This window comes from Nocardioides insulae DSM 17944 (assembly GCF_000422825.1).
Classification (GTDB): Bacteria; Actinomycetota; Actinomycetes; order Propionibacteriales; family Nocardioidaceae; genus Nocardioides; species Nocardioides insulae.
This window is the reverse complement of sequence record NZ_AUGU01000013.1, coordinates 380376-394139: the sequence shown is the minus strand read 5'-3', so window position 1 is coordinate 394139 and position 13764 is coordinate 380376. Positions and strand designations below refer to the sequence as shown.

At 72.4% G+C, this 13764-nt stretch carries 11 protein-coding genes; 7 read left to right on the top strand and 4 right to left on the bottom strand.

The features are described 5' to 3' along the window. Positions 1 to 2: 2 nt before the first annotated feature. Positions 3 to 1790 (bottom strand): AMP-dependent synthetase/ligase, encoded by a 1788-nt coding sequence (locus G515_RS0102490; RefSeq protein ID WP_028658856.1) that lies wholly within the window; start codon positions 1788 to 1790, stop codon positions 3 to 5. Positions 1791 to 1965: 175 nt separating this feature from the next. Here G515_RS0102490 and G515_RS0102485 point away from each other — a divergent pair, with 175 nt between their 5' ends. From G515_RS0102485 to G515_RS0102465, 5 genes are read left to right on the top strand one after another with little or no spacing between them, the layout of a single operon-like run. Beyond that, positions 1966 to 2403: an SRPBCC family protein gene (locus G515_RS0102485; protein WP_028658855.1), complete on the top strand. Its 438-nt coding sequence runs from the start codon at positions 1966 to 1968 to the stop codon at positions 2401 to 2403. Next, positions 2400 to 3719: an ArsA family ATPase gene (locus G515_RS19175; protein WP_084652975.1), complete on the top strand. Its 1320-nt coding sequence runs from the start codon at positions 2400 to 2402 to the stop codon at positions 3717 to 3719. The genes G515_RS0102485 and G515_RS19175 overlap by 4 nt, the downstream gene beginning before the upstream one ends. Then, positions 3716 to 4105, top strand: a complete 390-nt coding sequence (locus tag G515_RS0102475) for a DUF5304 family protein (protein ID WP_028658854.1) — start codon at positions 3716 to 3718, stop codon at positions 4103 to 4105. Before G515_RS19175 ends, G515_RS0102475 begins: the two co-directional genes overlap by 4 nt. After that, positions 4102 to 5043 carry an ROK family glucokinase gene (locus G515_RS0102470; RefSeq protein WP_028658853.1) on the top strand — a complete coding sequence of 314 codons (942 nt, stop codon included), beginning with the start codon at positions 4102 to 4104 and terminating at the stop codon, positions 5041 to 5043. The genes G515_RS0102475 and G515_RS0102470 overlap by 4 nt, the downstream gene beginning before the upstream one ends. Positions 5044 to 5050: 7 nt before the next feature. Continuing rightward, on the top strand, positions 5051 to 6034 hold the full coding sequence (locus G515_RS0102465; protein WP_245565150.1) for an ROK family protein: 984 nt from the start codon (positions 5051 to 5053) through the stop codon (positions 6032 to 6034). Between the two features lie 4 nt (positions 6035 to 6038). Here G515_RS0102465 and G515_RS0102460 read toward each other — a convergent pair whose 3' ends face one another. Beyond that, entirely contained in the window at positions 6039 to 8174 is a 2136-nt protein-coding gene (locus G515_RS0102460) for an alpha/beta hydrolase (RefSeq protein WP_028658851.1), read from the bottom strand. Positions 8175 to 8282: 108 nt separating this feature from the next. After that, complete coding sequence (locus G515_RS0102455; RefSeq protein WP_028658850.1) at positions 8283 to 9374, bottom strand: class I SAM-dependent methyltransferase; 1092 nt, start codon at positions 9372 to 9374, stop codon at positions 8283 to 8285. A 117-nt stretch (positions 9375 to 9491) separates the two neighbouring features. Here G515_RS0102455 and G515_RS0102450 point away from each other — a divergent pair, with 117 nt between their 5' ends. After that, on the top strand, positions 9492 to 12221 hold the full coding sequence (locus G515_RS0102450) for a helix-turn-helix transcriptional regulator (protein WP_028658849.1): 2730 nt from the start codon (positions 9492 to 9494) through the stop codon (positions 12219 to 12221). A 74-nt stretch (positions 12222 to 12295) separates the two neighbouring features. Here the strand turns inward: G515_RS0102450 and G515_RS22430 are convergent, their stop codons facing one another. Continuing rightward, positions 12296 to 12844 (bottom strand): hypothetical protein, encoded by a 549-nt coding sequence (locus G515_RS22430; RefSeq protein ID WP_028658848.1) that lies wholly within the window; start codon positions 12842 to 12844, stop codon positions 12296 to 12298. Between the two features lie 186 nt (positions 12845 to 13030). Between G515_RS22430 and G515_RS19165 the strand changes: the two genes are divergently transcribed. After that, positions 13031 to 13759, top strand: coding sequence for a lysophospholipid acyltransferase family protein (locus G515_RS19165; protein WP_036553787.1), 729 nt, complete (start codon positions 13031 to 13033; stop codon positions 13757 to 13759). The last annotated feature ends 5 nt before the right edge of the window (positions 13760 to 13764 follow it).

The window sequence follows — 13764 nt, the reverse complement described above, 5'->3', positions numbered from 1 at the left end:
AACTACGAATACAGCGCGTCGACCTCGTCGCGGAACTCGCGCATCACGACGCTGCGCTTGAGCTTGAGGCTCGGGGTGAGTTGCCCGCCCTCCTCGGTCCAGTGCGCGTCGAGGACGTGGAACTTGCGGATCGACTCGGCCTTGGAGACCGCCTGGTTGGCGTCGTCGACCGCGGCCTGGATCTCGGCGAGGACGTCGGCGTCCTCGACCAGGTCGGACAGGGCGGCGGGTTTGCCGCGACCCTCCGCCCAGACGGGCAGGGACTCGGGATCCAGGGTGATGAGCGCGCCGATGAAGGGCTGGCCGTCGCCGACCACGATGCACTGGTCGACCAGGGCGTGGGCGCGCAGGCGGTCCTCGAGCACCGCGGGGGCGACGTTCTTGCCGCCGGCGGTCACCAGGATCTCCTTCTTCCGGCCGGTGATGCGGATGAATCCTTCGTCGTCGACCTCGCCGACATCACCCGAGCGGAACCACCCCGGTGCCGCGAAGGCGGCCTCGGTCGCCTCCGGGTCGCGCCAGTAGCCGGCGAAGATCTGGCCTCCGCTGAAGAGGAGTTCGCCGTCGTCGGCAACGCGTACGGCGGTGCCGGGGAACGGCCGGCCGACGGTGCCGACCTTGATCGCCCCGGGCATGTTCGCGCTCAGAGCGGCGGTGGTCTCGGTGAGACCGTAGCCCTCCAGCACGGTGAGCCCCAGCCCTCGGAAGAAGTGGCTGAGCCGCTCCCCGAGCGGGGCGCCGCCGCTGATGGCGTACTCGCACTGCCCGCCGAGGGCGGCCAGCAGCCGACCGTAGACGAGCCTGTGGAACACCGCGTGCTGCGCTCGGACCCATGGGGAGATCCGGCCGCGCTCGAGGCCCTCGGAGTAGGCGATGGCCACCTTGGTGGCCCGGTCGAAGATCTTCCCCTTGCCGTCCGCGGTCGCCTTCTGGGAGGCGGTGTTGAAGACCTTCTCGAAGACCCGCGGCACCGCCAGGATGAAGGTCGGCTTGAACTCGCCGAGGTCGTCCATCAGGTGCTTGATGTCGGGGGAGTGCCCCATCCGGGTGCGGGACTTCACGCAGCCGACCTGGATGATCCGGGCGAAGACATGCGCGAGCGGAAGGAAGAGCAGGGTGGAGCGGCCCTCGACGCCGAACAGGTTCTCCAGCTCGGTCACGGCCACACCGAGCTCGAACATGAAGTTGCCGTGGGTGAGCTCGCAGCCCTTGGGGTGGCCGGTGGTGCCCGAGGTGTAGACCAGGGTGGCCACCGTCCCAGGGGTCGCGAGGACGCGCCGGCGCTCGATCTCCTCGTCGGCGATGGCGGCTCCCAACCGGGTGAGGACGTCGACCGCGCCGTCCCCGAAGGACCACAGGTGGTTGAGCTCGGTCAGTTCGGCGCGAACGGCGGCGACCCTGCTGACGTGGTCGCCCGACTCGGCGATGACCGCCTTCGCACCCGAGTCGGCCAGGATCCACTGCACCTGCTCTGCCGAGGAGGTCTCGTAGATCGGGACCGTGATGGCGCCCGCGAACCAGATCGCGTAATCGACCAGGGTCCACTCGTACCTGGTCTTGGAGTACAGCGCCACCCGATCGCCCGGCTCGATGCCGGCCGCCACCAGCCCCTTGGCCACGGCCACGACCTCGGCATGGAAGGTGGCGCAGGTGACGTCCTCCCACTGCCCGTCGCGGGGCCGGCTGAAGGCGACCGCCTCCGGGGCCTCCTCGAGGTTGGTGACCACGTCGTCGGTGAGGTTGCCCGTCGCCGGGATCTCGTAGGTCGGTGGCGTGGAGTACTCGCGCACGTAGGGCCTCCTCGAGTGGCTGGTCTTCGGTTCTCCCCGGTGAGGCTACCTGCGCGTACGGCGAGCGCGGCCAGGAGGGCGCTCGCGGCGACTCCCGATCCGGTACGCTCGCGGCACGTCAGCACTCCAGTGCGGTTCCGCGCCGCGCTCCGTCCACACCCGGGGGCAGCATCAGATGGCCGAGCAGACCACGTCGTCGATCGTGATCCAGGCCGAGCCAGCCGCCGTGATGGCGGTCATCGCCGACTTCGACGCCTATCCCTCCTGGGCCAAGGGCATGCGGCGTACCGAGGTGCTGGCCACCGGACCCGACGGACGCGCCGAACGGGTCCGTTTCGACCTCGACGTGAGCCCGATCCGCGACCAGTACACCCTCGCCTACCGGTGGGAGGGCGACCACGAGGTCACCTGGAGCCTGGTCGAGTCCAGCATGCTGCGCACCCTGGACGGTGCCTACCTGCTGCGCGATCTGGGGCAGGGCCGTACCGAGGTGACCTACCGGCTGGTGCTCGACCTGACCATCCCGCTGATCGGCATGCTCAAGCGCAAGGGCGAGAAGATCCTCATTGACACCGCTCTCAAAGGGCTCAAGTCGCGCGTCGAATCCTCGTGAGGGTCCTGCTCTTCACCGGGAAGGGCGGGGTCGGCAAGTCCACCGTCGCGGCGGGGACGGCGGCCCTGGCGGCCGCCCGCGGTCACCGCACCCTGGTGCTGTCCACCGACGCGGCGCACTCGCTCGCCGACGCCTTCGGTACGCCGGTCGGGCCGGAGCCCACCGAGGTGGCCCCCCGCCTGTACGTCGAGCAGGTCGACGCCCAGCTCCGCTTCGAGCAGTCCTGGGCCGAGGTCCAGCGCTACCTGCTGCAGGTCCTGGACGTGGTCGGGATGGACCCGGTCACCGCCGAGGAGCTGACCGTGATCCCTGGCGCCGAGGAGGTGCTCGCGCTGCTCGAGTTGCGGCATCGGGTCCGGTCGGGCGAGTGGGACGTCATCGTGGTGGACTGCGCGCCCACCGCCGAGACGCTGCGACTGCTCGCCCTGCCCGAGGCGCTGGGCTGGTACATGACCCGGGTGCTCCCCGCCCAGCGGCGGGTGACGAAGGCCCTCCGTCCGGTCCTGACCCGCGCCGCCGGGGTCCCGATGCCGGGCGAGGAGGTCTTCGCCGCGGTCCAACGGCTGCACGGTGAACTCGATGACGTCCATCGCATCCTCTCCGGCCCCGAGGCCGGCGTACGACTGGTGCTCACCCCCGAGAAGGTCGTGGTCGCCGAGGCCCGGCGCTCGTGGACGTCCCTGTGCCTGTTCGGTTACCGGGTCGACGGTGTGGTCGCCAACCGGGTCTTCCCCGGCGACGGTGCCGACCCGTGGCGCGCGGGCTGGGTGCGTGCCCAGGCCGAGGTGCTCGCCGAGGTGGAGGCGTCCTTCTCCGGTCTGCCGATCTGGCGCTCGCCGTACCGCACCGCCGAACCGATGGGGGTCGAGGAGCTGAGAGACCTGGCCGAGCAGGTGTACGCCGAGGCCGATCCGCTCGCCCGGGGCACCGCGACCGCGCCGTTCCGGGTCGCGCGGCACGCCGAGGGGGCCGTGGCCCACCTGGCGCTGCCGGGCGTCCGGCGCGAGCAGGTCCGGTTGGCGCGGCACGGCGACGACCTGGTGGTGACCCTGCGGGACCACGGTCGGTCCGAGGGTGACCTCGCGCACCACGAGACGGTGGGGTCGTATCGTCGTCTCCTGACCCTGCCCGCCGGGCTGGCCCGGCTACAGGTCGCCGGTGCCCGGGTCGAGGCAGGGGAGTTGCAGGTGAGATTCGTGGAGACCGCCGGCGGTTCCGGGCGTGCGGCCACGGTGGAGACCCTGGCCGAGACCACGGCGGCGGCCGAGACGCAGGCTCCGGGTCACCGATCCGACAGCGAGCAGGAGATCACGTGACAGACCCGGATGGATCCAGCGACGCCCACGAGCAGGTGGGGAGTGCCGCGGAGGAGGCCGCCAAGCTGTTCGCGGCACTCCGCGACGGGCTCGGCAGCGGGCTCGGTTCCGGGCTCGGCGGGCTGGGGGAGAACCTGGAGGAGCACCTGGCGACCGGGGCCCCGGAGTGCACCTACTGCCCGTTGTGCCGCGGCATCCACGTGATCCGCGAGGCCAGTCCCGAGGTGAGGGCGCACCTGGCCAGTGCCGGCGCTGCCCTCCTCCAGGCGGCGGGCAGCCTGCTCGCGGCCGTGGCAGGTGACCAGCAGGGCAACACGTCCGACTCGGGTGTCCAGCCGATCGACCTGGACGAGGATGGGCAGTCGTGGCCGGAGGAGGAATCGTGACGCTTGCATGCGGAGTCGACGTCGGGGGCACCAAGATCCTCGGGGGCGTGGTCGACGGTGATGGCACCGTCGTGGAGGAGTTGCGGGTCGAGTCGCCGGCCACCAACCCCCACGAGATCGAGGACGCCATCGCCTCCGTGGTCCGCGAGTTGGCCGGCCGGCACCCGATCGCCACCGTCGGGGTCGGGGCGGCCGGGTACGTCGACAAGACCCGCAGCCGGGTCCTGTTCGCACCCAACATCGCCTGGCGCGACGTCGATCTCAAGACCGGGCTGGAGAAGCGGATCGACCTCCCCGTGGTCATCGAGAACGACGCCAACGCAGCGGCGTGGGGCGAGTTCCGCTACGGGGCCGGCGAGGACGTCGACGACCTGCTGCTGGTGACCGTCGGTACCGGCGTGGGGGGTGGGCTCGTGCTCGACGGCGAGCTCTACCGGGGCGCGTTCGGGGTCGGCGCCGAGATCGGGCACATGCGGGTGGTGCCGGGCGGCATCCTGTGCGGCTGCGGCAACCACGGCTGCTTCGAGCAGTACGCCAGCGGCAACGCCCTGGTCCGGGAGGTCCGTGAGGCCGCCCGCGGCGGCTCGCTGCTCGCCCGCGGGGTGCTCGATCTGGCCGGCGGCGATCCGGAGGCGATCAAGGGTCCGCTGATCAGCCGGGCCGCGGTGGCGGGCGACCCGTTCGCCATCGAGAGCCTCGCGACCGTCGGTACCTGGCTCGGCGAGGGCATCGCCTCCCTGACCGCGGTGCTCGATCCTGCCGTGGTCGCGGTCGGCGGCGGGGTCAGCGAGGTCGGCGAGCTGCTGCTGGGGCCGACCCGGGCCGCCTTCGGCAACTCCCTCACCGGGCGCGGGTACCGCCCCCGACTCGAGATCCGCAAGGCATCGCTGGGCAATCGGGCCGGCCTGATCGGCGCCGCCGACCTCTCCCGGCGGTGAGCCCCCGGTGACCGACCCGAAGGCGGGCCCGCCCATGACTCCGGACGAGGGGATCTACCTGGGGGTCGACATCGGCGGCACCAAGGTGTTGGCGGCCGAGGTGGGTGCGGACGGACAGGTGGTGGCGACCGCCCGTCGTACCACCCCTGGCCGGCGGGTCGAGGTCGCGCTCGTCGAGGACGCCCTCACCGAGGCGGTCCAGGAGGTGGCCGCCGGTCGTCCGATCGCCGGCGTGGGCCTGGCCGCAGCCGGATTCGTCGACGCTTCGGGGGAGCGGGTGATGTTCGCTCCGCACCTGCCGTGGCGCGGCGACCCGACCCGGTCCCGGCTGGCCGACCGATGGGACACCACGGTCGTGCTCGACAACGACGCCAACTGCGCGGTGCGGGCGGAAGGGGTGTACGGCGTCGCCCGAGGCGCCGAGGACATCGTGATGGTCACCCTCGGCACCGGCATCGGCGGCGCCGTGGTGGTGGGCGGGCGGATCCATCGCGGGCGCAACGGCATGGCCGGTGAGTTCGGGCACATGCAGGTGCTGCCCGATGGGGCGCCGTGCGAATGCGGCGGGTTCGGCTGCTGGGAGCAGTACTGCTCCGGCAACGCCCTGGTCCGCTTCGTCCGGACCCGTCTGGGTCGGGTGCCCACGGTCCTGGAGCAGTGGTGCGAGGGCGACGGCGAAAGACTGACCGGCCCGATGGTCACCACAGCCGCAGAGCACGACGATCCGGTCGCGCTCCAGGCCTTCGAGTCCGTGGGGGACTGGTTGGGCGTCGGCCTGGCCAACCTGGTCGCGGCCCTCGACCCCGAGGTGGTCGTCATCGGCGGAGGCGTCTCCGCCGCCGGCGACCTGCTCCTCGAGCCCGCCCGCTCCGCCCTGGTCCGCTCCCTGGTCGGCGCCGGTCATCGGCAGGTGCCTCCGGTGCACCCGGCGCGCTTCGGGCCGCACGCGGGAGTCGTCGGAGCGGCCCACCTGGCCCGCTCCACCTCCTAGATCCTCAACACAGGTCCGCGAGCAGGGCCGCAGCCCGCGCGGCGCCGTCGGTCTCGACCGGGCGGAACCGTGCCGTTCCGGCCGATTCCGCCAGGATCGCCGCGGCCAGGAAGTCGGGGTCGGTGGCCTCGGCGTAGGACAACTGCCGGCCGGCGTCGTAGCGGCGCAGCCGATGGGGCACGTGGAAGGCCTGCTCGAAGTGGTGCTGGAGCGGCACGAACAGGAACGGCGTACCGGCGGCGGTCAGCTCCATGCAGGTCGTGAGTCCGCCCTGGACCACCGCGAGGTCGGCGGCCGCGAGGTGCTGGTACAGGTCGGGCAGGTAGCCACGGACCCGCACCCCGGCACGCCGGGGCAGCGCGCGGGGGTCGAGGCGCGGCCCGGTCACGACGAGGAAGCGCAGTCGCGGTTCGGCGCGGCGAGCGATCGGTACGGCGTCGAGCACGCGCCCGAGCAGCGCCGCGCCGGTGCCGGAGCCGCCGACCGTGACCACGCAGAGCAGGTCGTCGGGGCGATAGCCGAGCCGGCGACGGCAGGCGGCCCGCTCCTCCGGCCCGGGGGGCGCGAAGCCGGTGACGTAGCCGGCGAAGTCGAAGTTCTGCTCGGTCCACTCCCGGATGAGCGGCAGATCCGGGCCGAACCGGTCGGGCACGATGTCCTCCGGGGAGCCGACGAAGACCGAACGGTCCCGGAGCCGGTGGTGGCGGGCCCGCTGCTCGAGCATCTCGGCGTTGTGGTCGGCAGTGAGCTCCGCCTCCCGCGCGCCCCCGTCCGGCATCGGCAGCCAGCCGACGAAGTCGGTCATCCAGGCATAGCCGAAGCGCTTCAGCTCTGGGTTCTCGTGCAGGAAGTGGTCCACCTCCCAGGCCTCATCGCCCACGACGAGGTCGTAGTGCTGCTCGCGGACCACCTCATCGAAGACCATGAAGTTGGCGACCAGGATCTCATCCATCCGCCGGATCGCGCCGAACGCGTGCAGGTCGTGCTCGTGGGCCTCGTCGTCGATGTGGTCGGACTCGGATGCCAGCCAGGCCGAGGCCGGATGCACCTGCTCGCCGCGATCGCGCAGCACCCTGGTGACCGGCTCCTGGGCCAGCCAGTCGATCCGGAGCTCGGGGCGGACGCGGCGCAGCTCGTCGGCGATGGCGAGGTCCCGGCGGGCGTGACCCAGGCCGATGGGGGAGGAGAGGAAGAGGACCCGGGGCGTGCGACCGAGCGAGCGCACCCAGGTACGCCGCCGGGGCGGGTCCGGGGCCACCTCGGCGATGACGTCGCGGATCACGTGGTTGACCAGGACGGGGTGCCGGTTCATCGGGCCGTGTCCGCCGCCCTCGATGAGGGTGAGGTCGCCGCCGGTGAGTTCGGCCAGGCGCTCGCCGAGCGCGGCCGGCCGGATCCGGTCCTCGGTGCCGTGGATGACGTGCACCGGGCATCGGACCCGCGCGCAGGCCTGCTCGATCGAGCCGCAGGCCACCCCGTCGCACCCGAGACGGGCGGCGGTGGTGTCGGCCACCACTTGCGCCGGGACGTCGGCCGACCAGGCCATCAGGTCGTCGTACTGCTTGGTCGAGTGCGGTTCGCTGCACAGTTGGTGGAAGAAGAAGCTGCGGAAGTCGTCGAAGCCTCCGTCCAACCAGTAGCGACGGTTGTACTTCGCCCAGCCCCGCGTCGTGTCCAGCTGCCCGTCCCAGACGGACTGTTCACGCTCGGGCCGGGCGAGGGGGAATCCGCACACCCCTGCGATGGCGACGACGCCGAGCACCCGCTCCGGATGATCGGCGGCCAGTCCGATCGACCAGGTGGCACCGCAGGAGAAGCCCACCACCACCGCCGCCGGGGTGGCGGTGGCATCGAGCACGGCCGCCGCGTCGGCGACGTACTCGTCGTCCCGGTAGGCGGCCGCGCCCTCGGGTGCGTCCGAGCGGCCGTTGCCCCGGCCGTCGAAGGTGACCACCCGATGGTGCCGGGCCAGGTAGGGGATCTGTGCCTTCCAGATCCGCGAGTGCACGATCGACCAGGTCGGCATCAGCAGGACGGTGACCGGCCCGTCGCCGTACACCTCGTAGTGCAGGCCGACGCCGTCGCGGACGACCTCGCCCTCCTCGTCGGGCTCTCGCGCCCGGCGCTGCTCGAGCAGCATGGCCCCATCATCCTCCGATCTGGAGACGCGCGAGCGTGTCGCGCGACCGGTGGCGCGAGGGCGGGTCCCCACCGGTCGCGCGTGACACGCCGACCGCGATGGAACTCCTCAGGGCTTGACCTCGAAGACGTTGTGGAACGGCGTCTGGGCGGCGATCCGGAAACGGGTGAAGCCGGCGGTCACGGCGACGTCGCGGATGCGGGCCGGGCCGGCCTGGGTGCCGAGCGCGAGGCCGACGTCCTGGGCGAGCGAGGCCGGCGTGCACAGCATCGTGGAGAAGGCGTAGTAGGCGCGCCCGACCGGGTTGAGATTGTCCTCGACGTGGTCCCCGGCGGCCGGCTCGACGATCATCCAGGTGCCGTCCTCGGCGATGGTCTCGCGGATCCGGCGGGCAGCTCCGACGGGGTCGCCCATGTCGTGCAGGCAGTCGAACATGGTGACCAGGTCGTAGTCCGACCCCGGGAAACTGTCGGCCCGCTGCGTCGCGAAGTCGACCCGGTCGGAGACTCCGGCCTCCGCGGCCCGCTCGGCCGCGACCTCGATCGAGGCGCCGTGGTAGTCGAAGCCGACGAAGCTGGAGGCCGGGAAGGCCTCGGCCATCAGGATCGTGGACGCGCCGTGGCCGCAGCCGACGTCGGCGACCCGCACCCCACGTTCCAGTGCCCCGGTGACCCCGTCCAGGGCGGGCAGCCATTCGGCCACCAGGTTGTTGAGGTAGGCGGGCCGGAAGAAGCGCTCACAGCCCAGGTGTACGTCGCCGTTGTGGTCGCCCCAGCCGACCCCGTCACCGGACCTGGCGGCGGCGATGATCGAGGGCAGGTCCCGCAGGGTGCCGTGGGCGATCTGGAACAGTCCCGGCAGGTAGGCCGGACTGGACTCGTCGGTCATCGCCACGGCCTGCTCCGGCGGCAGCGTGTACCGGCCGGTTGCGGGGTCGTAGTCGACGTAGGACCCGGCGGCCTGGCAGTTCAGCCATTCGCGGGTGTAGTGCTCGTCGGTGCCGGTGCGTTCGGCGAGTTCCACCGGCGTGGTGGGTCCGAGATCGGCGAGCGCGCGGTAGTAGCCGAGCCGGTCGCCGAGCACGACGAGCCCGCCGTTGAGCCCGGCACCGATCTCCTCGACGGCGCGGAAGACGAACGCCATCAGCTTGTCCGGGTCGACGTCGCGCTGAGGTGTCTGCGGGTTCTCGATGGTGGTCATGATGGCTCCTCCGATGGGTGGTGGATCACTCACGCTCGCACCGCTACGGGCTACGCCGAATCAGGTACCCCACCTAGTCCTGTGCCCCAGGCACGGTCCACGACCTAGCCTGGGAACGTGCTGATCGGCCGGGAGCCCGAGCAGGCGATCCTCGGCCGCCTGGTGGCCGGCGCCCGGGTGGGAGAGAGCGGATGCCTGGTCATCACCGGCGATCCGGGGATCGGCAAGTCGGCCCTGCTCGAGGACGTGGTCGAGCAGGCGCAGGGGATGAACCTGCTGCGCGCCTCGGGCACCAGGGCCGAGCGGGAGGTCGGCTTCGGCGGGTTGCTGCAGTTGTTCGGTCCGGTGCTCGACCACCTGGACGAGATCCCGGCTCCGCGGGCGCGGGCGCTGGAGGTGGCCCTGGCGCTGCGGGAGGGCGAGAACCAGGAGCGGTTCGCCGTCGGAGCCGCCTGCCTCTCGCTGCTGAGCCGGTACGCCGACGAGCGGCCACTGCTGGTCGCGATCGACGACGCCCAGGATCTCGACCGGCCCACCGCGGAGGCGCTCGCCTTCGCCGTACGCCGGTTGGTGGCGGACCCGATCGCGGTGGTGTTGGCCGGACGGCCCGACGCGGAGTCACCCTTCCGGGCAGCCGGCCTGAGCGAGCTGCCGCTGCTCGGTCTCGGCCCCGAGGAGGCTGCCCGTCTCCTGGCGGCGGTGGCCCCGCCGCCGGTGACCGAGGAACTGACCCGGAGCGTGATCTCACTGACCGGCGGGAACCCACTCGCCGTGCGCGAGCTGGCCGGGGACCTCGACCGCCTGGCGCGGCGGTCGCCGCTGACCCCGGGGCCGGTGCCGGACCGGATCGCGGAGGCCTACGGTCGTCGGGCCGGCGACCTGTCGCGGCCCGCCCGCGAACTCCTGCTGCTCGCGGTCGTGGCCGGTGGGGATCTGGCCGTGGTCGAGAGGGCGGCACGTCGGCGCGGGCTCGAGCTGGCCCCGATGGCGGAGGGGGAGAGGGCCGGGCTGGTGCATCTGGACGGGACGCGGGCGATGGTCCAGCACCCACTGGTCGCCGCTGGGGTGTACGCCGCCGCCGGCGCGCAGGACCGGCGGCGAGCCCACCTGGAGGTGGCCGACGCGCTGCCCGTCGCAGAGGTCGAGCGACGGGCCTGGCACCGCGCGGAAGGGACGATCGGGCACGACGACTCGGTCGCGACCGACCTGGCGGTGGTGGCCGAGCGGGCCAACCGCCGAGGCGCCCACGCCGTCGCCGCCACCGCCTGGGAGCGGGCCGCCGAGCTGACCGGGTCGAACCCCGCGCGGGACGAACGGGTGCTGGCCGCGGCCGAGCAGGCCTGGCTGGCCGGCCAGCAGGACCGCGCCGCTCGGCTACTGGACGAGCTGCCGAGTGAGGGGGACGTCGCCACGGACTGGTTGCGCGGCACGATCGCCCTCCGGGCGGGCTCCCTCGACCGGGCTCGCCTGCTGCTGGACAGGGCGGCCGATGGGGCCGCCGAGGACGACCCCGCGCGGGCCGTGTTGATCCTGAGCGACCAGGTCGAGGCCAGCCTGTTCCGCGCGGACAACCGGACCGGCGTCCGTGCCGCCGACCGGATCGATGCCCTGCTCGGCCGCGCACCCCAGGGCGGGTACGACGACCGGGTGCGACTGCGGGGCCGGATCTCCTCGGGCATCGCCCGGGTGCTCGCCGGGCAGCCCGGCATCGGCGCGATCCGCTCCGTCGTCGACGAACTCCAGTCGAGGACGACCTGGCTGGACGACAGCCGCCATCCCGGCTGGATGGTGATCGGAGCCCTGTTCCTGCGCGAGACCACCACCGGGCGGGAGTTGATCCGCCACGCCGTGGAGGAGGTGCGTGATCGCTGCGCCCTCACCACGCTGCCGAGCCTGCTGTTCCTGACCGGCCGGTTCGAGGCGACCTCGGACCGCTGGCAGGACGGCGTCACGGCGTACCAGGAGGGCATCGCGATGGCACGCGAGACCGGCCAGAGCACCGATCTGGCGATGCTCCTGGCGGCCCTGGCCGGGTTGCTCGCCCGCCGGGGCGAGGAGCAGGCGTGCCGTGCGGCGGCCGAGGAGGCGGTGGCGCTGGCCCGGGAGCACGGCGTACACATGGCCGCGGTGTGGGCGACCTCGGCTCTCGGCGACCTCGAGCACGGGCTCGGCCGGACCGACCGCTCCGGCGAACGGTACCGGGAGTTGGAGCAACTGATGGACGTGCGCGGACTGCACGATGTCGATCTGTCTCCCGCTCCGGAGATCGTCGAATGCCTGGTGCGGCAGGGAGAGATGGGCGAGGCCGCCCTCCGGGCCAGGGCCTTCCTGGCCCGGGCCGAGGCCAAGGGCCAGCCCTGGGCGCTGGCCCGGGCCCACCGTGCGATGGCCGCCGTCGCGTCCCCCGAGGAGGCCCTCGCGCACTACGAGCGGGCGTTGGCCCTGCATGCGCAGACGCCCGACCTCTTCGAGCGGGCGCGGAGCCAGTTGGCGCTGGGGGCGGCGTTGCGGAGGATGCGGCGCCGGGTGGCGGCGCGGACCCCGCTGCAGGCGGCGCTGGAGGCCTTCGACCGGCTCGGCGCGGGCCAGTGGGCGGAGCAGGCGGCGGGGGAGGCGGAGGCGACCGGGGCCACCGTGCTCCGGACCGGAGCGACCGGGCTGGCGCGGCTGACGCCGCAGGAAGGGCAGATCGCCCGGCTCCTCGGCACCGGCCGGACCACCAAGGAGGCGGCGGCCGCCCTGTTCCTGAGCCCGAAGACGGTGGAGTACCACCTCAGGCACGTCTACCAGAAGCTCGGCATCGCCAGCCGTTCCGAACTGGCCCGCGTCGTTGCCGAGGATGCCTGAGCACCACGTACGCCGCAGCGCGTGGCCTGCCCGGCGATCCGCTCGGGGCCCCTTGCCTGCTGCCTCGGGCCGGGTCAGACCTGGGCGCCGTCGTCCCACGGGTCGTCGGGGCTGCGGGGCATGGTGGCCACCAGGTAGACGAACCCGCCGATGAAGGCGGCCACGGCCAGGAGACCGACCCAGCCGGGAAGGTAGAAACTGGTCAGCCGGGAGAGCATCACGCCCAGCACGGTGAGCACCGGCACGCCCAGGACGCCGGCCCAGGCGAGCAGACGGTCGGGCGAGGTCCGGATGGGGCCGGGGTCGGGGGGGACGAAGGCGCCGTCGTCCTCCAACGGGGTGTACCAGTCGGTGTCGGGCTCCTCGAACCGCGCCGGCTCGGCCGCCGGTCCCGGGGCGACCTCGGACCCACCCGACTCCTCGGACCGCGAACCCGAGCCCGACGCCGGCTCCTCGCTCGATTCCTCGAGCACGGCACGGTCGCCGAAGTTGGCGACGATGGCCTGCCAGGCGGCGTCCTCGTCCAGACGTGGGGACGAGGCGCCCTCGGTCGGGTCGGTACGCTCCTCCGGCGAGGCCGGCTGTGGCTCCTCGGGGGGTACGGCGTCGTCGCGGTCCTTCACCCGATCAGCGTACGCGGTGCCCGGCGGCTGGCGAGGTACGAGATCGCGAACCCGGTGTCGTCCACCGATGGCGAAGGTGTGCCAGCACCCACTTCTGGGTTACCCGCGGGTACCCCGGTCCGGAATCGACCCCACGGGGGTTATGGTCAGCCCGTTGGTTCTCGGATGTGTCAGGAGGCGCAGGGTTTGCTCACGAGGGCGTTCTACTCATTCCTCAAGTGGGTGGCCATCGGCCCGGTTCTCAGGCTGCTCTTCCGGCCCGGGGTCGAAGGTCTGGAGAACGTTCCCGAGGAGGGGCCGGCCATCCTCGCCGGCAACCACCTCTCCTACGCGGACTGGCTGTTCATGCCGCTCCAGGTGCCGCGGATGGTGCGGTTCGTCGCCAAGTCGGAGTACTTCACCACCCCCGGTCTCAAGGGCCGGCTCCAGCGCGCGTTCTTCTCCGGCACCGGCAATGTGCCGATCGACCGCTCCGGAGCCGACGCCGCCGAGGGTGCCATCGTGTCGGCGCGGCGGGTGCTGGACGCCGGCGAACTGTTCGGCATCTACCCCGAGGGCACCAGGTCGCACGACGGCCGGCTCTACCGCGGCAAGACCGGAGTCGCCCGGCTGGCACTGCTGACCAAGGCCCCGGTGATCCCGGTCGCGGTCATCAGGACCGACGAGATCGCGCCTCCGGGCAGGGTGTTCGGCAAGGTCACCAAGCCGTTGGTCCGCTTCGGGAGGCCGCTGGACTTCTCCCGCTACGACGGGATGGAGAACGACCGCTACATCCTCCGCTCCATCACCGACGAGATCATGTACGAGATCATGCGGCTCTCGGGCCAGGAGTACGTCGACATGTACGCCGTCAAGGCCAAGGACCTGGCCAAGCAGGCCAAGCACCGCCCTGACGCCGACAAGCCCGCGGCCTGATCCGG

Bases quoted from the DNA above. Each gene is read 5' to 3' on its own strand.
- G515_RS0102485 (WP_028658855.1), top strand. From the start codon at position 1,966: ATGGCCGAGCAGACCACGTCGTCGATCGTGATCCAGGCCGAGCCAGCC.
- G515_RS0102460 (WP_028658851.1), bottom strand. From the start codon at position 8,174: ATGCTGCTCGAGCAGCGCCGGGCGCGAGAGCCCGACGAGGAGGGCGAG.
- G515_RS0102455 (WP_028658850.1), bottom strand. From the start codon at position 9,374: ATGACCACCATCGAGAACCCGCAGACACCTCAGCGCGACGTCGACCCG.